General features: G+C 73.3%; 19 protein-coding genes, 1 pseudogene and 1 riboswitch. Of the genes and pseudogenes, 11 read left to right on the forward strand and 9 right to left on the reverse strand.

The genetic code is table 11. From position 1 onward, the window contains the following. The 4 genes from CCN56_RS24360 to CCN56_RS24375 form a co-directional block, all read right to left on the reverse strand. A partial coding sequence (locus CCN56_RS24360; protein ID WP_256962121.1) for an ABC transporter ATP-binding protein occupies positions 1-968 on the reverse strand: 968 nt, incomplete at its 3' end. Next, complete coding sequence (locus CCN56_RS24365) at positions 965-2,098, reverse strand: energy-coupling factor transporter transmembrane component T (protein WP_086830025.1); 1,134 nt, start codon at positions 2,096-2,098, stop codon at positions 965-967. The genes CCN56_RS24365 and CCN56_RS24360, both read right to left, overlap by 4 nt. A 5-nt stretch (positions 2,099-2,103) precedes the next feature. After that, a complete protein-coding gene (locus CCN56_RS24370) occupies positions 2,104-2,763 on the reverse strand; it encodes an SCO2322 family protein (protein ID WP_086830000.1) in 660 nt (219 codons plus the stop codon). After that, a complete protein-coding gene (locus CCN56_RS24375) occupies positions 2,760-4,007 on the reverse strand; it encodes a prenyltransferase/squalene oxidase repeat-containing protein (RefSeq protein WP_086830002.1) in 1,248 nt (415 codons plus the stop codon). Before CCN56_RS24375 ends, CCN56_RS24370 begins: the two co-directional genes overlap by 4 nt. 73 nt (positions 4,008-4,080) lie before the next feature. Continuing rightward, positions 4,081-4,218: riboswitch (cobalamin riboswitch) on the reverse strand. A gap of 151 nt (positions 4,219-4,369) precedes the next feature. Here CCN56_RS24375 and CCN56_RS45605 point away from each other — a divergent pair. Next, positions 4,370-6,133, forward strand: coding sequence for a protein kinase (locus CCN56_RS45605; protein ID WP_373412894.1), 1,764 nt, complete (start codon positions 4,370-4,372; stop codon positions 6,131-6,133). Between the two features lie 9 nt (positions 6,134-6,142). Here the strand turns inward: CCN56_RS45605 and CCN56_RS24385 are convergent, their stop codons facing one another. Further along, positions 6,143-7,189: an MBL fold metallo-hydrolase gene (locus CCN56_RS24385; protein WP_179199972.1), complete on the reverse strand. Its 1,047-nt coding sequence runs from the start codon at positions 7,187-7,189 to the stop codon at positions 6,143-6,145. 403 nt (positions 7,190-7,592) lie between these two features. Here CCN56_RS24385 and CCN56_RS24390 point away from each other — a divergent pair, with 403 nt between their 5' ends. The 6 genes and pseudogenes from CCN56_RS24390 (at position 7,593) to CCN56_RS24410 (ending at position 11,453) form a co-directional block, all read left to right on the forward strand. Then, positions 7,593-8,243 (forward strand): hypothetical protein, encoded by a 651-nt coding sequence (locus CCN56_RS24390; protein WP_086830004.1) that lies wholly within the window; start codon positions 7,593-7,595, stop codon positions 8,241-8,243. A gap of 234 nt (positions 8,244-8,477) precedes the next feature. Then, positions 8,478-8,561, forward strand: a pseudogene (locus tag CCN56_RS44810) (DNA-binding protein); the annotation flags it as partial. A 123-nt stretch (positions 8,562-8,684) separates the two neighbouring features. Continuing rightward, complete coding sequence (locus CCN56_RS43380) at positions 8,685-8,972, forward strand: integrase (protein ID WP_373412895.1); 288 nt, start codon at positions 8,685-8,687, stop codon at positions 8,970-8,972. Positions 8,973-9,126: 154 nt separating this feature from the next. After that, entirely contained in the window at positions 9,127-10,590 is a 1,464-nt protein-coding gene (locus tag CCN56_RS24400; RefSeq protein ID WP_086830006.1) for an aldehyde dehydrogenase, read from the forward strand. Next, positions 10,590-10,823, forward strand: a complete 234-nt coding sequence (locus CCN56_RS24405) for a ferredoxin (protein ID WP_086830008.1) — start codon at positions 10,590-10,592, stop codon at positions 10,821-10,823. Before CCN56_RS24400 ends, CCN56_RS24405 begins: the two co-directional genes overlap by 1 nt. A gap of 93 nt (positions 10,824-10,916) precedes the next feature. After that, positions 10,917-11,453, forward strand: coding sequence for a hypothetical protein (locus tag CCN56_RS24410; RefSeq protein ID WP_086830010.1), 537 nt, complete (start codon positions 10,917-10,919; stop codon positions 11,451-11,453). A 2-nt stretch (positions 11,454-11,455) separates the two neighbouring features. Here the strand turns inward: CCN56_RS24410 and CCN56_RS24415 are convergent, their stop codons facing one another. Further along, positions 11,456-12,094 (reverse strand): TetR family transcriptional regulator, encoded by a 639-nt coding sequence (locus CCN56_RS24415; protein ID WP_086830012.1) that lies wholly within the window; start codon positions 12,092-12,094, stop codon positions 11,456-11,458. Between the two features lie 217 nt (positions 12,095-12,311). Between CCN56_RS24415 and CCN56_RS24420 the strand changes: the two genes are divergently transcribed. The 4 genes from CCN56_RS24420 (at position 12,312) to CCN56_RS24435 (ending at position 16,532) form a co-directional block, all read left to right on the forward strand. After that, positions 12,312-13,646 (forward strand): glycosyltransferase family 4 protein, encoded by a 1,335-nt coding sequence (locus CCN56_RS24420; protein WP_086830014.1) that lies wholly within the window; start codon positions 12,312-12,314, stop codon positions 13,644-13,646. Positions 13,647-13,758: 112 nt separating this feature from the next. Further along, complete coding sequence (locus tag CCN56_RS24425) at positions 13,759-14,493, forward strand: class I SAM-dependent methyltransferase (RefSeq protein ID WP_086830016.1); 735 nt, start codon at positions 13,759-13,761, stop codon at positions 14,491-14,493. Continuing rightward, entirely contained in the window at positions 14,490-15,578 is a 1,089-nt protein-coding gene (locus tag CCN56_RS24430; RefSeq protein ID WP_086830018.1) for a prenyltransferase, read from the forward strand. The genes CCN56_RS24425 and CCN56_RS24430 overlap by 4 nt, the downstream gene beginning before the upstream one ends. A 120-nt stretch (positions 15,579-15,698) precedes the next feature. Beyond that, positions 15,699-16,532 (forward strand): DUF2690 domain-containing protein, encoded by an 834-nt coding sequence (locus tag CCN56_RS24435; protein ID WP_086830020.1) that lies wholly within the window; start codon positions 15,699-15,701, stop codon positions 16,530-16,532. On the opposite strand, the gene CCN56_RS24440 is transcribed toward CCN56_RS24435, so the two are convergent. The 3 genes from CCN56_RS24440 to CCN56_RS24450 form a co-directional block, all read right to left on the reverse strand. Then, positions 16,495-17,493 (reverse strand): hypothetical protein, encoded by a 999-nt coding sequence (locus CCN56_RS24440; protein ID WP_086830022.1) that lies wholly within the window; start codon positions 17,491-17,493, stop codon positions 16,495-16,497. The two genes, CCN56_RS24435 and CCN56_RS24440, sit on opposite strands and share 38 nt — an antisense overlap. A 95-nt stretch (positions 17,494-17,588) precedes the next feature. Next, positions 17,589-18,050 (reverse strand): hypothetical protein, encoded by a 462-nt coding sequence (locus tag CCN56_RS24445; protein WP_143664611.1) that lies wholly within the window; start codon positions 18,048-18,050, stop codon positions 17,589-17,591. Between the two features lie 149 nt (positions 18,051-18,199). Beyond that, positions 18,200-18,711 (reverse strand): helix-turn-helix transcriptional regulator (locus CCN56_RS24450; RefSeq protein ID WP_143664612.1); only part of this gene is annotated, 512 nt, incomplete at its 5' end.

An 18,711-nucleotide genomic window follows, 5' to 3' on the forward strand; every position in this document is an offset into this window, starting at 1 on the left:
GGGGCTGATTCGGTCCCCCGTGCCTCAAACGCCGGCGGGGCTGATTCGGTCCCCCGCGCCTCAAGCGCCGGCGGGGCTGATTCGGTCCCCCGCGCCTCAAGCGCCGACGGGGCTGTATTTCGGGCGGGGTGGGGGAGGAGCCCCGCAGGGCCCGTCGGTGTCCGGCCCTCCAGGTCGGCCTTCAGGGGCGCCGCCCTCCGTCGGGCATCCCGCACCGTCAGCGGCAGCGGGGCCCAGCCCGCGAGGCGGCCCAGCGCCACCACCGGCGGGTGCACCGGCGAGATCGACATGATCTCCGCCGGGGGGCCCATCACCGCGTCCGGCAGGAGGATGACCTGGTCCGCGTACTGCACGACGCGCTCCAGGCGGTGTTCCGCCAGGAGGACCGTCGTGCCGAGGTCGTGGACCAGGCGCTGGAGGACCGCGAGGACGTCCTCCGCCGCCGACGGGTCGAGCGCGGACGTCGGTTCGTCGAGGACGAGGACCTTCGGGTGCGGGGTCAGGACGGAGCCGATCGCGACCCGCTGGCGCTGGCCGCCGGAGAGCGTCGCGATCGGGCGGTCGCGGAGTTCCGCGAGGCCCAGGAGGTCGAGGGTCTCCTCGACCCGGCGGCGCATCACTCCCGGCGCCAGGCCCAGGGACTCCATGCCGTACGCGAGCTCGTCCTCCACCGTGTCCGTGACGAAGTGCGCGGACGGGTCCTGCCCCACCGTCCCCACCAGGTCCGCGAGCTCGCGCGGCGGATGCGTGCGGGTGTCGCGGCCGTCGACCGTCACCCGTCCGGTCAGGGTGCCGCCCGTGAAGTGGGGGACGAGGCCCGACACCGCGCCCAGGAGGGTCGACTTGCCCACGCCCGACGGGCCGACCAGGAGGACCAGTTCGCCCTCGGGGACGGTGAGGTTCACGTTCCGGAGCGTCGGCTCGGCGTCCTCCTCGTAGCGCACCGAGACGTTTTCGAAGCGGATCACACGATCTCCTTGGGTTTCGGCGCCACCCACGCCGGGAGCAGGCCCACCAGGACCGACGCCGCCGGCCACAGCGGCAGCTCCGGAGCCTCCAGCGGGACGACCCCGGGGTGCAGTGCCTCCGGCGCGTACGCGTTCGCCCGGATCATCAGGACCGCGACCGCCGCCCCGGAGCCCGCGACCAGCCACGCCCGCGCGCCCCAGAGGTCGGGGCGGTAGCGCGTACGGACCGTCCGCCGCCCGCCGAGCCGCAGCCCGGCCATCGCCGCGACGAGCCCGGCGAGGAGGAGCGGGAGTCCGTATTCCGCGCCCTCCGCCGCCAACAGGCCGTACGAGCCCGCGCAGATGCCGAGGAGACCACCCAGGGTCAGGACGTTCGTGGTGCGGCGTACCGCCGCCGGGACCCGGGCCGTCCGTCCGTAGCCCCGCGCGTCCATCGACGCCGCCACCGCGATCGACCGTTCCAGCGCTCCCTCCAGGACCGGCAGCCCGATCTGGAGCACCGCCCGCACCCCGCCCGTGGGCCGGCCGCGCAGTCGGCGGGCGGTCCGCAGCCGGACCACGTCGGCGACCATGTTCGGCGCGAAGGTCATCGCCACGACGACGGCGACCCCGGCCTCGTACAGCGCCCCCGGCAGCGACTTGAGGAGTCGTGCCGGGTTGGCGAGCGCGTTCGCGGCGCCCACGCAGATCAGCAGGGTCGCCAGCTTCGCGCCGTCGTACAGCGCGAACACCAGCTGCTCGACCGTCACCCGGCCCCCGATCCGCACCCCCTGCGCCCAGTCCGGCAGCGGCACCTCGGGGAGGGTGAACAGCTCGTGCTCACCGGGGATCGGGGAGCCGAGGAGGAGGGAGAAGACCAGCCGCAGCGCCACGACGAACAGGCCCAGCTTCACGAACGCGCCGTACGAGCGGGCCCAGGGCGCGTCCGTACGCCGCGCCGCCACCACATAACCCGCCACCCCGACGAGCAGTCCGAGCAGCAGCGGGTTCGTGGTCCTGGACGCGGCGACGGCCAGGCCGAGCGCCCACAGCCACCACGCGCCCGCGTGCAGGGCGTTGGCCCGGCTCGCCTCGGGGGCCGTGAACACGCTCCGGGCCGACGCCGTGGACACGCTCCGGGCCGTACTCATCCGCGTCATCCGCGCCGGCGGGCCTTCCAGATCGCCGCCCCGCCCAGGGCCAGGACCGCCGCCCCGCCCGCGAGTACGCCGAAGGACGGGCCGCCGCCCTTCCCGTCCGGAGAGGCCGGAGCCGTCGGCGCCGGGGTCTTCTTCCCGGTCTCCTCGACCTGTTCGCCGCAGCCCTTCGCCGGGTACCCCGCGATCCCGCACAGCATGGCCGCGCTGTCGTACCGCAGCGGCTTCGCCACCGCCGCCAGCGCCTCCGCGCCCGTCGCGTCCTCGCGGACCTCCGCGCAGCCGACCTCGATCGGCTTCTTCGGCGGGGTCTCCCCGGGCGGCGCGTCCACCGGGCCGCCGAAGTCGACGACGACCGCGATCCGCTTCGTCCCGTCCTTCTTCTCCACGCCCCCGCAGATCCCCGGGAAGTCGGGGGCCACGGAGGGCCGGGAGGTGTCCTCCGTGCCGTTGCTGATCGCGAAGCGGAAGCCGAGGGCGTCGCCGTCCGCCGGCCGGGCGGTCGCCGGGCCCTGCGTGGCGTACGCCCAGGGCTTCCCGCCGTCGCTCTCCCAGAACGACCAGTAGCGGTAACCGGCCGCCTGTGCCGGAGCCGCCGCGGCCAGGGCCAGGAGCGCCCCCGCCGCGGCGCCCGCGGCCCGTATCCCCGTACGGCTCACTTCTTGCGGCCGCTCACGAGGAAGCCGATGCCGACGCCGACGACCATGCCGATGCCGATGATCCACCAGACGTCGAAGCCGGACTCCCCCTCGTCGCTGGTGGAGGAGGCGGAGGTGTCCGGGGCCTTGGGCGCGGGGCCGGTGGCGTTGAGCTGCTCGACCAGGTCCACCGTGCCGAACTCGCGCGGGTCGGTGTCCGTCGCACGGGCCGCCAGGATCAGCTGCGCGTACGCGGCCGGGCCGCCCTCCTTCGCCCAGGCGGCGGAGTTCTTCTCCAGCCACGCGAGCGCCGGTTCGGCCTCCTTCGCGGCGCCGGCGGCGGCGAGCGCGACGACGGCGTCGGCGGTGTTGCCGACGTCGGGCTGCTCGGTGGTGTCGGTGGCGCCGGGCATCGGCGGCAGGGCGAGGTGGCCGGTCTTCGCGAGGGCCTTCGAGAGGTACGAGGCGCCGTTCAGCGCGGCCCGCTCGACGGTCGGCTTCGACAGGTCGGTGCAGGTCGGCGGCTGCTCGGGGGAGGCCTTGGTGGCGACGACGCTCTTGCCGAGCCCGGCGAGGGTGGCCGCCGCGGTGGCGTCGGCGTTGGCGAGGAGCTTGCCGGTCTTGTCCGGCTGGTACGCGAACGCCCCTGCGCCGTCCTTGTCGGAGCAGGGCAGGGCGAAGGAGAGGAGCGCGTCGTACGGGGTGCGGCCCTCGGCGGAGGTGAACTGGCCGGGCCGCACACCGATCGCGGCGAGCGCGCCGACGACGACCGACGTGGAGTTGGCGTCGCTCGCGCCGCCGACGCCGTAGCCCCAGCCGCCGTCCTTGTTCTGCACGGTCCGCAGCCAGTCGGAGCCGGCCTTGACGGCCTTGTCGATCTTCTCCGGGGCGGCGGACTGACGGCGCACGGCGCGGAGCGCCTGGACGGCGACGGCGGTGGCGTTGGTGTCCCGCATCGTCTTCGCGTCGCAGGCCTTCGTCACGTCCGCGCGGTACGAGGCGAACGAGCCGTCGGCGCACTGCTGGCCCAGGAGCCAGTCCACGGCCCGGTCGGCGGGCTGGTAGCCGGTGCCGCGCTGGGCGAGGAAGGCGAGCGACTGCCGCCAGACACCGTCGTACGTCGGGTCCTTCGTGCCGTACAGGCCGGGCACGGGGGTGCCGACGGAGGGCGACGGCGAGGGCGCGGCGGAGGCCGCCCCGGCGGCGGTGCCGAGCACGACTGCGGCGGCGGCGAGCGCGGCGGCGCCGCGGCGGACGGTGTTCATGGGGCCCTCTCCTGCGGCCGGGCACCGGCACGCCTCGGGGGCACCAGGCTCCGGCTCCGTATTCCTCGACGGTGCCGGCGGTCATGTCCCGGGCGGGGCATTCCGACTCACCGCTCCCCGAGGAGCGGCTCACGGCTGCGCGGTCAGTGCCGGATTTTCACCGGCTTCCCCCCGTACGGGCATGATGACGACCCGCTCACTCTACCGGCCCGTACGCCCGCCGCCCCGGGGGTGCGAGGCGCCTCACACCCGGCCGGAAGCGGGTCCGCCGATCGTCTGCCGGGAGAGTGATCGCTGTGCCATGCTGGCGCCGCCACGACGACATGCCGACGGCGTCTTCACGGGGGTGCGGAATGCGGGCGTTGACCGGGAGCGACCCGCGGGGGATCGGTCCCTACCGGCTCCTCTACCGGTTGGGCGAGGGCGGCATGGGCCGCGTCTACCTGGGCCGTTCGCGGGGCGGCCGAACGGTCGCGCTCAAGGTGGTGCACGGCGCGCTCACCGGCGACCCGGGCTTCCGCACGCGCTTCGCCCGTGAGGTGCGGGCCGCCCAGTCCTTACGCGGCGCCGGCACGGTCCCGGTCCTCGACGCCGACCCCGACGCCGAGGTGCCCTGGCTAGCCACCGCGTACGTGCCCGGTCCTGCGCTCTCCGAGGCGGTCCTGGCGCACGGACCGCTCCCCGAACCGGCCCTCTGGCGGCTGCTCTCCGGCCTCGCGCACGCCCTCGACGGCGTGCACCGGGCGGGGCTCGTGCACCGGGACGTCAAACCGTCCAACGTGCTGCTCTCGTCGTCCGGACCGCTGCTCATCGACTTCGGCATCGCGCGCTCCGCCGACGAGACGGCCCTGACGGGGACGGGTCTGGTCGTCGGCTCGCCCGGTTTCATGTCGCCGGAGCAGGCGGAGGGGCGGACGGTCGGGCCCGCCGCGGACCTCTTCTCGCTCGGCGCGGTCCTCGCGTTCGCGGCGACCGGGCGCGGGCCCTTCGGCGGCGGCTCGGTGGCGGAGCTGCTCTACCGCCTCGTCCACCACGAGCCCGACCTCGCCGGGGTCGAGGGGCCGCTCGCGGAGCTCGTACGGCGCTGCCTGGCCAAGCGGCCGGAGGACCGCCCGCCGGTGGCCGAACTCGCCGCGACCGCGGACGCCCACCGGGAGGAGTCGGGGAGCTGGCTGCCGGCGCCGGTGGTCGCGGCCATCGCGCAGAAGGCGGAGGAACTGCTCAACGCGGAGGCGGAGTTCGAGCCCGAGCCGGAGCGGGAGCCTGCGTCGGCGCCTCCAGCGGGCAGGGGACGGGGAACGGAGCCCGAGCCCGATCCGGAGCCCCGGCCGGGCGCGGCGGAGACCGCCGCCGACCCGGGGCCGGCCGCCGTCACCGTCGCCCAGCCGCGCACCGGGCCGCCCCGGACGGCCGTCCTGCCCGCGCCGGAGCCCGCCCCGAAGCCGGTCCGGGCGCGCGCCACGGGGCCGTCCGCGCCGACGCCCGCCCGGTCCTCCGCGCCTGCGCCCGCCCGGCCGTCCGCGTCCGCGCCCGCCCGGTCCTCCGCCGTACCGCGTGCCCGCGCCGCCACCCGCGGGCCGGCCGTCGGGGCGCGGGCCCGGGCCTCCTCGACGGGGACGGGGGTGCCGTCCGCGCGGGAGCGTGCCGTGCGGACGCTGACCACGGGTCTGGGGAGGCCGGTCCTCGGGCTGTTCTACCTGGTGCCGATGGTGGTCTTCCTCGTGGGCGGGGTCGACCTCATGGACAAGGCGGTGGCGTACCCCTCGGTCTCCGACCAGGCGCAGGGCCCCTACCAGTGGGCGATGGACGACTGGTGGCGCGTCCCCGCGACCCTCCTCCTGATCGCCGCGATGGTCGGACTCCAGGGCTACCGGGGGCGGCTGCTCACGGTCCCGCCCGGCCGGGTCCGGCTGTGGTCGGTCGGGATCGCCCTGTACTGGATCGCGCTGATCGCCGTACTGACCCTGCACGTCCTCTGGTTCCTCTTCGTCCACAACGGTTACGACTACTACGAGCACGGCGGGCAGCACTGGTTGTGGTGGGTGGCGGGCCCGTCGATGCTGCTCGGCGGCGGCATCTCCCCGCTGGTCCTGGTCATGTCCCTCATCCGCCTGTTCAAGGCCTGAGGCGGGGACTCACACCGCGACGTACGCGACCGGGTCCGTGCCCGCCACCGGCTCCGCGCGGCCGAGCTTCACCAGGCGGCGGAGGTGGGCCTCGGCCTCGCTGACGGCGATGTTGCGGGAGCCGTAAGGGATCTGGTCCCAGGGGCGGTTCCACTCCATGCGCTCCGCGAGCTGCCACGGTGTGAGCGGGGTGGCGAGGAGGCCGAGGAGGCCGGTGAGGCGTTCCTCGTGGTGGTCGAGGAGTTCGCGCACCCGGCCGGCGGCGTCGGTGAAGGCGTACTGGTGGGCGGGGAGGACCTCGGCGACCCCGAGGCGGCCGATCCGTTCGAGGGAGTCGAGGTAGTCGCCGAGGGGGTCCGTCTCCGTGGCCTCGTCGGGGTCCTCGTACAGGCCGATGTGCGGGGAGATCCCGGGCAGCAGGTGGTCGCCGGAGAAGAGCCGGCCGTGGCCGGGCAGCCGGGAGGGGTGCTCCTCCTCCAGGTGGAGGCAGACGTGCCCGGGGGTGTGGCCGGGAGTCCAGATCGCGCGCAACCGCCGCCCGGCCAGGTCGAGGAGTTCGCCGGGGACGATCTCGCGGTCGGGGAGGGCCGAGCGGAGACCGGGCAGGGTCCGCATCCTGCCTGCGGCGCGGGCGGCCCGCAGCGGGGCGATGTGGTCCTCGGGGGCGCCGACGGCGGCGAGTTTGCGGGCGAGGTAGTCGAACCAGGTGCCGGGTTCGGACGCGCGGGTGCGGCGGACGACGGCCGTGTCGGCGGCGTGCATGGCGATCCAGGCCCCGGACTCCTCGCGGACCCGGCCGGAGAGTCCGTGGTGGTCGGGGTGGTGGTGGGTGATGACGACCCCGTGGACCTCCGTGACGGAGAGGCCCAGGGCGCCCAGACCGCCGGTGAGTTCGGTCCAGGAGGCCGGGTCGTCCCAGCCCGTGTCGACGAGGACCGGGCCGCGGTCGGTGTCGAGGACGTGGACCAAAGTGTGGCCCAGTGGATTGTCCGGGATGGGCACCCGCAGGGACCAGACGCCTCCGCCGTGCTCGGTCACCTGGGGCACCTGTGTCATGAGCGTCCTCGTCTCTGCGTACCGGTACGACCATTGCCCACCATAACTAGAACTGACTGTTCGTCAGAAGAGCCTGCGGGGCGGAGACTTTTCCCCGCCGCTGACCTGCAATCGAGTCGTCACGATCGGTTGTTGTCGGTCGACGTCGGCCCCCCTCGTGCGGCCCACGCGCGGCCCGACTGAGAGGGGGCTGAACCCTGCTCCTGCGCACTGGGCGAGGGTGTGCCCGACGACCGCGCCGCACGGGTCGCCGATGGCCGCCGCCGAGCAGTGGCCCGACCCGTGGTTCGAGCGCCGGGAGCCCGCCGCGCCCGCCGGCTGAGGACTATGGACCGTCAGGAGCCGTGCGCCATAGGCCGGTTGGGGTCGAGGCGCTCTTGCGGACTGGTCTTACGCTGGAGGCATGGCCATCGATCCCTTGTTGAGACAAGGCCCCGACTCGACGGATCTGGTCCTGCGCGCGGGGCCGGCCGGGCGGGTGTGGAACGTGCTGATGTCGGTGGGGCCGGCGCTGTTCGTTCCGCTCGCCTTGGGTGTGCCGACCCTGGTCGTCGCCCTCTGGATGGCGCTGGCCGGGGCGCGGGCGTCGACCGTGTTCGTGGTGGTGGGGGTGATCGCCGGGCTGGAGTACCTGATCGGCTGGCCGGCGATGGCCTTTTCCCGGGCCCGGGACATCCTGCGGATGGAGTTCGCGCCGGCCGAGGCGCCCGCGTCCCTGCGGTTGGTCCGGGCTGCCGGGCCGGACGTCTGGCTGCCCGTCACGACCCTGCGCGAGGTGTGGCTGACGCACAAGGTGGTGGAGCCGTACCAGGGGGACTACAAGCCGGCCGTCTCCACGCTCGCGCTGGAACTCGTCCTGGGGGACGCCCGGGAGCGGATCGAGCTCCCGTTCGGCGGCGACCCGCGGCGGCTCGCCGACGCCTTGAAGGCTCTGCTCGGCCCGGCTGGGGTTGTGGTGCTGCTGCGCACCGAGCGCAGCACGCGCGAACGGCCGCAGCCCAACTCCGGCTGGAACTCAGGTGGTTCGGCCTCGGCCAACTCGGGTGGCGGCTAAGCCCTGGCTGTCCGTGGCGCTCCCCGACCGGGAGTGCCCGTCGATGCAACCGGCGGCGGGTGGTGCGGGCAGCCTGCCGCGACCCGGGCGCGTCGAGCCGCCGGGTCGACTATTGCGGGCGTTCGCCGGCTTCGGGGCGGCGGCACTGGACGGCTACGTGGGCGCCCTCCTGCTTGAGGATTCACCCCTGCGGCGCGCGGCTGTGGCAGCGATCAGCCGCTGGAACGGCGACGTGCCGAACCGTTCGGCGTGCCGCCGGAGACCGTCTACCAGTGGCGCCGGAAGCGCACCGGCCCGCCCGGCTTCCGGTCGGCGAAGTCGGCTTCCTCGCCGGGTGGTTGCACGTCGGCTGTCAGGTGAAGCCCATCGGTGGCCGAGCCGTCTTCGCCCCGCCGAAGCACGGCAAGGTGCGTGACATTCCCCTGCCCGCACGCGTGAGCCGTGCGCTGGCCGCAGACGTCATTCCGGCGCCTGAACCGGGGGCCCAAGGAGTCGCGCGAGGACGGGATGCACGCGCTGAGGCCGTTCTGCGCCTCCGCGCTGCTCGACGCGGGCGGGAACATCGAGGCGTTGAGCGGCTGCCTGGGGCACGCCGACCCCGGCTTCACGCCGAGGACCTACACCCACCTCATGCCGGGCGGCGAGAGCCGCACGCGGAAGGCCGTCGACGACGTCCACAAGGCACGCGGCGGAGCACCCGACGGCCCACAGACGGCCCAGGCGGCATGACGACGGCCCCCACCAGTGGCAAAGCTGCTGGTGGGGGCCGGTTCGGCCTCAAGTCTGGCCAAGTATAACTAGAACTGGTATCAGTTCTGAAGCACCGTCAGGAACATCGTCGGAACTTCAACGAGCAATTCCATCTCCTCGGGAGGCAGCGGTCATGACCGAGCTTGTGGAGCACGGAAGGCTGTTCATCGGCGGGGAGTTGACCGATCCCCTCGGCGAGGGGGTCATCGAGGTGATCTCCCCGCACACCGAGCAGGTCATCGGCCGTGTCCCGCACGCCTCCGAGGCCGATGTCGACCGGGCCGTGGCCGCCGCCCGCGCCGCCTTCGACCACGGTCCATGGCCCCGGATGACCGTCGAGGAGCGGATCGCGGTCGTCACCCGCATCAAGGACGCGATCGCCGTCCGGTACGAGGAGATCGGCCGCGTCATCAGCTCCCAGAACGGCTCCCCGTACTCCTGGTCCGTCCTCGCCCAGGCGCTCGGCGCGATGATGGTCTGGGACGCGGCGATCACCGTCGCCCGGGACTTCCCGTACGAGGAGCGGCGCGGCGGTGTCCTCGGGCCGCTGCTCGTGCGGCGCGAGCCGGTCGGGGTGGTCGCGGCCGTCGTCCCGTGGAACGTGCCGCAGTTCACCGCCGCCGCCAAGCTGGGGCCCGCGCTGCTCGCCGGCTGCACGGTGGTCCTCAAGCCCTCGCCGGAGTCGCCGCTCGACTCGTACATCCTCGGCGAGATCGCCGCGGAGGCCGGGCTCCCGGAGGGGGTCCTGTCGATCCTGCCCGCCGACCGCGAGGTCAGCGAGTACCTCGTCGGCCACCCCGGCGTCGACAAGGTCTCCTTCACCGGCTCGGTCGCCGCCGGCAAGCGGGTCATGGAGGTCGCCTCCCGCAACCTCACCCGCGTCACCCTCGAACTGGGCGGCAAGTCGGCCGCCGTGATCCTCCCCGACGCGGACGTGGCGACCGCCGTCGCCGGGATCGTCCCGGCCGCCTGGATGAACAACGGGCAGGCGTGCGTGGCCCAGACCCGCATCCTCGCGCCCCGCTCGCGGTACGAGGAGATCGCCGAGGCCCTCGCGGCGGCGGCCGGCGCGCTCGTCGTCGGCGACCCGCTCGATCCGGCCACCCAGGTCGGTCCGCTCGTCGCCCGGCGCCAGCAGCAGCGCTCCCTCGACTACATCGGGATCGGGCAGGCCGAGGGCGCCAAGGTCCTCACCGGCGGCGGACGTCCGGCCGGCCTGGAGCGCGGCTGGTACGTCGAGCCGACCCTCTTCGGCGACGTCGACAACTCCATGCGGATCGCCCGCGAGGAGATCTTCGGTCCGGTCATCTGCCTCCTGCCGTACGGGGACGAGGCCGAGGCCCGGCGGATCGCGAACGACTCCGACTTCGGGCTCAGCGGCAGCGTCTGGACCGGGGACGTGGAGCACGGCATCGACTTCGCCCGTGGCGTCCGCACCGGCACCTTCAACGTCAACACCTTCAGCCTCGACATGCTCGGCCCCTTCGGCGGCTACAAGAACTCGGGCCTGGGCCGGGAGTTCGGCCCCGAGGGCTTCGGTGAGTACCTGGAGCACAAGATGATCCACCTGCCCGGCGGCTACGAGGGCGGGGCGTGATGGGGGACCGCTGGCACGTCGAGGTCGACCGGAGCGTCTGCATCGGCTCCGGCATGTGCGTCAACCACGCCCCGGACGGCTTCCGGCTCGACACGGCCCGCCAGTCCCACCCGGTGGAACCGGAGGCGGACGCGGGCGAACGGCTCCTCGCGGCGGCCGAGGGCTGCCCGGTGGAGGCCATCCTCATCACCCTGGCGGACGGCGGGGAACCGGTGTTCCCGCCGGAGGAGTAGCCCTGTCGGGACGAGCAGCCGTTTCCACGTGCAAAACTAGGCCCCTTGATCACGGGGGCAAGGGGCCTTCGTGCGCGCGGAATCGGGAGTGTTGTGCGCAAGGCGATGTGGGTGGCCGCGGCCGCCGGTGTGGCGCTGCTCGTCTCGGGTTGTGGCAGCGAGGGCGGCACGGACAAGGGCGGTTCGTCCTCGGCCGGCTCGGCTTCGACGGGCGGTTCGGGCGGGGGTTCGGAGGCGGGCGACGGCACGCTGACCGCCGACGCGGTGAGCAAGGAGATCGAGGGCGCGGCGACCGCCGCCGGCTTCACCGAGGATCCCACCGGCGACCCGGTGGCGCCCGAGCTGAAGAACTGCATGGTCACCTGGAACGCCGACGCCGAGAAGGCGGCCGACCCGAAGAAGTCCTACGACGGCACGGTCACGGCCCTCGCCAAGGGCGGCTGGGCCGAGGGCAAGGGCCTCGCGCAGGGCGGTTCGGAGATCAAGACCTTCACGAAGAGCGGCTGGCAGCTCAAGGCCAGCAACCACTCCACCGGCCCGCTGAAGATGGTGATGTTCATCGCCACCGACACCGGCCCGGAGTGCGAGGCGCTCTTCGCGGCCGACCTGAAGAAGAACAAGAAGCCCTGAGGTCACTCGCCCCCGGGAGCGGTGCCCGCCCCGGGGGCGGTCAGGTCGATCAGCCGGCAGACCGTCTCGATGTCGATCTTCACCTGTGCGATCGAGGCGCGTCCGGACAGCCAGGTGATCAGCGCGGAGTGCCAGGTGTGCTCGATCACCCGGACCACCGAGAGCTGGCTCGGGGTCGGGTGTTCCGCACCCATCGCGTCCAGGATGATCGCGGTCGTCACCCGGGAGACCGTGTCGACCTCGGGGCTCACGCTGCGGTCCGCGAAGGTCAGCGCCCGCACCATCGCGTCGGCCAGCTGCGGTTCCCGCTGCAGAGCCCGGAAGGCGCGCATCAGGGTCTCGGCGACCCGCTCCGCCGGGTTCGCGCCGGCGGGCGGCCGCTTCCGCAGGGTGGTGTGCATGTGCTGGAGCTGGTCCTGCATCGTCGCGACCAGCAGATGGATCTTGGACGGGAAGTACCGGTACAGGGTGCCGAGGGCGACCCCCGCCGCCTCGGCGACCTCCCGCATCTGCACGGCGTCGAAGCCGCCCCGGGCCGCGAGCTGGGCGCTGGCGTCGAGGATGCGGCGCCGCCGTGCCTCCTGGCGCTCCGTGAGGGGCGGCGACGCGGCTCTGTGGTCCGCTCTGCTGTCTGCGGTCATGAGGTCCCGTTCCGTGCGGCTTCCGTTCGGTGGGGAGCGACAGTATGGCCGTGCCGCCGCCGTGGCGCGAATCACCTGTTCCGGCTCTCACCACGGAGCTACCTGCCGGTAGATTCTGTGCTCCTTGAAGGATCAAGAACGATCAAGTCTGTAACTTGTTCTAGATTAGCGCGAGCGGTTACGCTCCCGCGAAACGCACGCTCGAAGGGGGTCGCGCATGACCGCTGAGGCCATAGAGGCAAGCCCCCGACAGGGCGGCACCGCGGCCGGTGACCGTCCGTTGCGGATCGCTCTCCTCACGTACAAGGGGAACCCGTTCTGCGGGGGCCAGGGCGTCTACGTCCGGCACCTCTCCCGCGAGCTCGTCCGCCTCGGCCACAGCGTCGAGGTCATCGGCTCCCAGCCGTACCCCGTCCTCGACGAGGGCGAGGACCTGGAGGGCCTCAAGCTCACCGAGATCGCCAGCCTTGACCTCTACCGCTCGCCGGACCCCTTCCGGACCCCGAAGCGCGAGGAGTACCGGGACTGGATCGACGCGCTCGAAGTCGCCACCATGTGGACCGGCGGCTTCCCCGAGCCGCTCACCTTCTCCCTGCGGGCCCGGCGCATGCTCGCCGCCCGCCGCGGCGACTTCGACGTCGTCCACGACAACCAGACCCTCGGCTACGGGCTCCTCGGCGGGCCGCGCGCGATCGGCGCGCCGCTCGTCACCACGATCCACCACCCCATCACCGTCGACCGGCGGCTCGAACTCGACGCCGCCGCCGACTGGAAGCGCCGCGCCTCCGTCCGCCGCTGGTACGCCTTCACCGGCATGCAGAAGAAGGTCGCCCGCCGGCTGCCGTCCGTCCTCACCGTCTCCGGCACCTCACGCCAGGAGATCGTGGAGCACCTGGGCGTACGGGAGGACCGCATCCGCGTCGTCCACATCGGCGCCGACACCGACCTGTGGTCGCCGGACCCGTCCGTCGCCGAGGTCCCCGGCCGGATCGTCACCACGTCCAGCGCCGACGTCCCGCTCAAGGGCCTGGTCTTCCTCATCGAGGCGCTCGCCAAGCTCCGTACGGAGAACCCCGAGGCGCACCTCGTCGTCGTCGGCAAGCGCGCCGAGGACGGGCCGGTGGCCGCCGCGATCGAGCGGTACGGGCTGGATGGCGCCGTCGAGTTCGTGAAGGGCATCAGCGACGCGGAGCTCGTGGACCTCTACCGGTCCGCCCAGGTCGCCTGCGTGCCGTCCCTGTACGAGGGCTTCTCGCTGCCGGCCGCCGAGGGCATGGCCACGGGGACCGCGCTGGTCGCGACGACCGGTGGGGCGATTCCCGAGGTCGCCGGGGCCGACGGGGAGACGTGTCTGGCGGTGCCGCCCGGTGACGCGGGGGCGCTGGCCGCTGCGCTGGGGCGGGTCCTGGGCGACCCCGAGCTCCGCGCCCGGCTCGGCGCCGCGGGGCGGGCTCGTGTCCTTGAGCGGTTCACCTGGGCGCGGGCCGCGCAGGGCACCGCCGAGCTGTACCGGGAGGCGGTGGCCCGGCAGGGCGCCGGAGTCCGCCGGTGACACCGCGCCATCGTTGCCGGGTGCAGCCCGGTGGGTGGGTTGTGCCCACCCGTTCCGCCCTGCGGAACGCCTGCCCACAACCAGTCTCCAACCTCGAAAGCAGGGCGTCCTCGTGCTGACCGTCGACTTCACTCGCTTCCCGCTCGCCCCCGGCGATCGTGTGCTCGATCTGGGCTGTGGTGCGGGACGGCACGCCTTCGAGTGCTACCGGCGCGGTGCGCAGGTCGTGGCGCTCGACCAGAACGGCGAGGAGATCCGCGAGGTCGCCAAGTGGTTCGCCGCCATGAAGGAGGCCGGTGAGGCCCCCGCCGGCGCGACCGCCACCGCGATGGAGGGCGACGCCCTCAACCTGCCGTTCCCCGACGAGTCCTTCGACGTCGTGATCATCTCCGAGGTCATGGAGCACATCCCCGACGACAAGGGCGTGCTCGCCGAGATGGTCCGCGTCCTCAAGCCGGGCGGCCGGATCGCGATCACCGTGCCCCGGTACGGCCCCGAGAAGGTCTGCTGGGCGCTCTCCGACGCGTACCACGAGGTCGAGGGCGGCCACATCCGCATCTACAAGGCCGACGAGCTGCTCGCCAAGATCCGGCAGGCCGGCCTCAAGCCGTACGGCACCCACCACGCGCACGCGCTGCACTCGCCGTACTGGTGGCTGAAGTGCGCCTTCGGCGTCGACAACGACAAGGCGCTGCCGGTCCGCGCGTACCACAAGCTCCTGGTCTGGGACATCATGAAGAAGCCCGCCCTGACCCGGGTCGCCGAGCAGCTGCTCAACCCGGTCGTCGGCAAGAGCTTCGTGGCGTACGCGACCAAGCCCCACCTCCCCAAGGCCGACGCCCGGTGACCTCTCCCGAGCGGATCGCCGAGCACCTCGTCCTGCCCGGGGTGCTCACCGCCGAGCAGGCCGCCCAGACCGTGGCCGGGATACTCGCCGTGCAGCGCGAGGACGGCGCCATCCCCTGGTTCCGGGGCCACCACCTGGACCCGTGGGACCACACCGAGGCCGCCATGGCCCTGGACGCGGCCGGCGAGCACGACGCCGCCGCCCGCGCCTACGAGTGGCTCGCCCGGCAGCAGAACAGTGACGGCTCCTGGTACGCGGCCTATCACGACGGCGACCCGGAGCAGGTCACCGACCGGAGCCGCGAGTCCAACTTCGTCGCGTACATCGCGGTCGGCGTCTGGCACCACTACCTCTCCACCGGCGACGACGCCTTCCTCGACCGGATGTGGCCCGTCGTCTACGCGGCCGTCGAGTTCGTCCTCGGGCTCCAGCAGCCCGGCGGCCAGATCGGCTGGAAGCGCGAGGACGACGGCACACCGGTGAACGACGCGCTGCTCACCGGCAGTTCGTCGATCCACCAGGCGCTGCGCTGCGCCCTCGCCATCGCCGAGGTCCGCGAGGAGGCGCAGCCCGACTGGGAACTGGCCGCCGGGGCCCTCGGCCACGCGATCCGCCGGCACCCCGAGCGCTTCCTCGACAAGTCCCGCTACTCGATGGACTGGTACTACCCGGTCCTCGGTGGCGCGGTCACCGGGTCCGAGGCCAAGGAGCGGATCGAGGCCTCCTGGGACGCCTTCGTCGTCCCCGGCCTCGGTGTGCGCTGCGTCGTCCCCAACCCGTGGGTCACGGGCGGCGAGAGCTGCGAACTCGCCCTCGCGCTCTGGGCGATGGGGGAGTCCGACCGGGCCCTCACGGTCCTCCAGGACATCCAGCACCTGCGCGCCGCGAACGGCATGTACTGGACGGGGTACGTCTTCGAGGGCGCCACGGAGGGCGACAAGGCCGTGTGGCCCGAGGAGCAGACCGCCTGGACCGCCGGCTCGCTGCTGCTCGCGGTGGCGGCGCTCGGCGGCGAGGAGGCGACGGTCGCGGTCTTCGGCGGCGAGCGGCTGCCGCACGGTCTGGAGCCCGACTGCTGCGTCTGACCGGCGCCGTTTCACCGTCGGAATCCGTGCCGGATGCATGTAAAACCGGTTGCTCGACCGGCTCTAATATGTGCGTGCTCATGACTGGCATGAGCATGCACGACAGGAGTACCGGTCAAGATGGACCGTGCGGGGAAGGGCCTGGCGAGCGAACTACTCGCGCTGAAGAAGGCGTCGGGATCGAGCTTCGCGCAGCTCAGCGAGAAAACCCACTACGCGAAGTCCTCGTGGGAGCGCTGGGTCAACGGCAAGCAGTTCCCGCCGCGTGACGCCGTGGAGAGCCTCGCGAGGCTCTGCGACACCGATCCGGCGCAGCTGCTCGCGCTCTGGGACGAGGAGGAGGCCCGGCGCACGGCCCCCGAGCCGGAGCCCGAGGGCGAGCCGGAGGGGCCGGAGGCCGCGGAGGTCGCGCCGGAACCGGAGGAGGCCCCGCGCAAGCGCCGCGGACTGTGGGCCGCGCTCGTGCTCGCCGTCCTCCTGGTGGCCGGCGCCGGCACGTACGCCGCCGTCGCCCTTACCGGCGACGCCGAGCTGCCCAAGCCCAAGGCGATCGTGAAGGTCGCGGGCCCGGCCACCGGCTGCGAGGCCACCGGGTGCGAGGGCAAGGACCCGAAGAAGATGAACTGCGGCGCCGACGCGGTCACCGTCCGTACCGGCTCCATCCCCAAGGACCTCGTCATCGAGCTGCGCTACAGCCGCGCCTGCAAGGCCGCCTGGGGCCGCATCACCTTCGCCGAGATCGGCGCCACCGTCGTCGTCAACAACTCCGACGGCGCCGCCCAGGCCGATGTCGTCCACTACGACCGGGACGTCTACACGCCGCTGATCGCGGCCCCGGACGACGGCTCCGTCTGGGTCTGCGCGGCCCTGCCGAAGAAGGGCGGGAAGGACGGCCCGCGCAGCTGCACCGGCCGGTTCATCCCGAGCGAGGAGCAGAGCTCGCAGGGCTCGTAGCGGAGGCCGCCGAGGCCGAGGGCACGGGCGGCTTCGTGGCGAGCACCTCGCGCGCCGCCTTGTCCTGACGGTCGAGCAGCTTCCGCCAGTCCTTCTCGACGGCCGGATTCCGGTCGAGCCAGCCCTGCTGGACGGCGGCGAGCCGGGTGTACGCGATGGTCAGATACCCGGTCTCGCCCTTGCAGCGCAGATCCGCCTTCAGGATGTCGCGGCCGTTCAGCCGGGCCCTCTGCGTGGGCAGGGTCTTCAGGAGCGTGCTCGGGTCGCGCTGCCCGGGGAATCCGTAGTCGTTCATGCACTGCTGCCAGCGAGCGGTCGCGTTCCGGAACGCCGGGTCCTTCTCGACGTTCGCACGCGCCTGCTCCTGAGCCTCGAACAGCAGGATCCGCACCTGGAGCCAGCGCATCCGGCCGCCGACGCCGTCACCGAGGACCCGCTTCTCGGCCTCGGCCAGGCAGCCGTCGCCGGGCCGGGTCACCGCCATGCCGTGCGCGCCCTTGGCACTGACGCGCCTGTCCTCGTCGCCGAACAGGGCCCGCTGGTACGCCTTGGTCGCCGCTTCGCTGCCGGGCTTCGGAGGCGTCTCGCCCAACGGCTTCCGGGCGGGCGCGGCCGAGGGCGGGGCCTCCAGGCCGAAGGGCCGGGGCCGCTGATCGCCGTCCTCCGCCGGCGTCGGCGTCGGCGGAGGCGCGTAGCGGAAACCGTGCTCGGCCATGCAGGCGATGGAGTACTGGCGCTGAGCCTCGGCGCTCCTGGACAGGACTTCGGCGTGACCGAACATGCGGTCGGTGACGGGTGGGAGGCCGTGCAGCCGGTCGAGCCCGGCGGCCGTGGCGAGAGCGCCGTCGGACGGCGCCGGTGCCGCTTCGGACGAGGACAGCATCGCTCCCCCGACGGCGGCTGCTCCGCCCGCCAGGACGGCGATGAGGGCGAGGCCGACGCGGCGGCTGGACCGGGGCATGGTGACGGAGGCCTTTCGTCGGTACGGAGACGGGAGGGCGGGCCCCGGTGCACCCCTGTCGCACCGGGACCCGCCCACGCCCGCGGGGGTGTGGCTCAGAAGCAGTGGATCGTCGTCGTGGGACGCAGCTGCAGGGAGCTGGCCTGGCGCTGCCAGTCCGCGAGACCGAGGTCCACCGAGCTGCCGGGGTTGACGCAGAACAGCAGCCCGCCCTGGAAGTTGATGTCCCGGTAGTAGTGGCTCTCGTAGCCGCCCGTGCTGGAGTTGCTCGCGGCGTTCACGTGGTCGTTGACGTTCTCGCCGTAGCCGACCAGGGAGGAGCCGTCTTCGGAGTAGCCGGCGTCGAAGTAGTCGTCGGTGAAGTTGTAGTCGCTGTTGAAGAAGTTGTGCTGGGCGCTGCCTGCCATGTACGTGGTGGCGAACACGCAGTGGTAGCCCGGCGCGCACTTGTAACCGGCCCACGCCGAACCCGCCGTGGCGACACCGGCGCCGGCGATCAGCGCGGTGGTGGCGGCGACCACAGCGGCCTTCTTGCGGAGCCCCATGCCCATGCTCATTTCGTTCCTTGTCTGTCGGCGTCGCGTACGCAATCGCACGCGTGCGCCAGGCTTACGCCTGCTGTACGCCGCCGTATTGGAAAAAACCGCACGTCGCGCACCGGCCCCGGGTCGAGCACCGGCCCCGGCACGTGCTCGCGCGCAGGCCGTCAGCCCGCGATCCAGGCGCTCGCCGTGTCCCGGCCTGCCAGGAACCGCCCCGGCGGCATCCCCGTCAGGGCCGTGAACTCGCGGCTCAGGTGCGCCTGGTCGTACAGCCCGCACTCGGCCGCCGTCTCCGCCGCCGGCCTGCCCGCCGTGAGCAGCCGGATCGCCCGGTTGAGCCGCAGGACGCGGGCGAGCTGCTTCGGGCCGATCCCGAGCTGCTCGCGGAAGCGGCTCTCCAGGTGCCGCATGCTCCAGCCCGTCTCCGACGCGACCTCGTGGATCGGTGTCGCGCCGCCGGAGCGCTCCAGGACCCGCCACGCCTCCAGGACGGCCGGCGCGGGCCCGGGCGCCGGGGCCGCCTCCGCCGTCCAGCGCAGCAGCGTCGCGTCGAGCAGCGCGAACCGCTCCGGCCAGCCCGGCGCCTCCGCCAGGGCCTCGCCCAGGTGCCGGGCGCGGGCGCCGAGCACGTCGGCCGGGTCGGCGAGCGCGTCGGCGAGCTCGCCGAGCGGGCCGC

Origin of the sequence: Streptomyces sp. NRRL B-24572 (assembly GCF_002156145.1) — a bacterium.
Classification (GTDB): Bacteria; Actinomycetota; Actinomycetes; order Streptomycetales; family Streptomycetaceae; genus Streptomyces; species Streptomyces vietnamensis.

Excerpts from the sequence above, each read along its gene's own strand:
- CCN56_RS24365 (WP_086830025.1), bottom strand. The coding sequence starts at position 2,098 with ATGAGTACGGCCCGGAGCGTGTCCACGGCGTCGGCCCGGAGCGTGTTC.
- CCN56_RS24375 (WP_086830002.1), bottom strand. The coding sequence starts at position 4,007 with ATGAACACCGTCCGCCGCGGCGCCGCCGCGCTCGCCGCCGCCGCAGTC.
- CCN56_RS24385 (WP_179199972.1), bottom strand. The coding sequence starts at position 7,189 with ATGACACAGGTGCCCCAGGTGACCGAGCACGGCGGAGGCGTCTGGTCC.
- CCN56_RS24390 (WP_086830004.1), top strand. The coding sequence starts at position 7,593 with ATGGCCATCGATCCCTTGTTGAGACAAGGCCCCGACTCGACGGATCTG.
- CCN56_RS24400 (WP_086830006.1), top strand. The coding sequence starts at position 9,127 with ATGACCGAGCTTGTGGAGCACGGAAGGCTGTTCATCGGCGGGGAGTTG.
- CCN56_RS24405 (WP_086830008.1), top strand. The coding sequence starts at position 10,590 with ATGGGGGACCGCTGGCACGTCGAGGTCGACCGGAGCGTCTGCATCGGC.
- CCN56_RS24415 (WP_086830012.1), bottom strand. The coding sequence starts at position 12,094 with ATGACCGCAGACAGCAGAGCGGACCACAGAGCCGCGTCGCCGCCCCTC.
- CCN56_RS24420 (WP_086830014.1), top strand. The coding sequence starts at position 12,312 with ATGACCGCTGAGGCCATAGAGGCAAGCCCCCGACAGGGCGGCACCGCG.
- CCN56_RS24435 (WP_086830020.1), top strand. The coding sequence starts at position 15,699 with ATGGACCGTGCGGGGAAGGGCCTGGCGAGCGAACTACTCGCGCTGAAG.
- CCN56_RS24440 (WP_086830022.1), bottom strand. The coding sequence starts at position 17,493 with ATGCCCCGGTCCAGCCGCCGCGTCGGCCTCGCCCTCATCGCCGTCCTG.
- CCN56_RS24445 (WP_143664611.1), bottom strand. The coding sequence starts at position 18,050 with ATGAGCATGGGCATGGGGCTCCGCAAGAAGGCCGCTGTGGTCGCCGCC.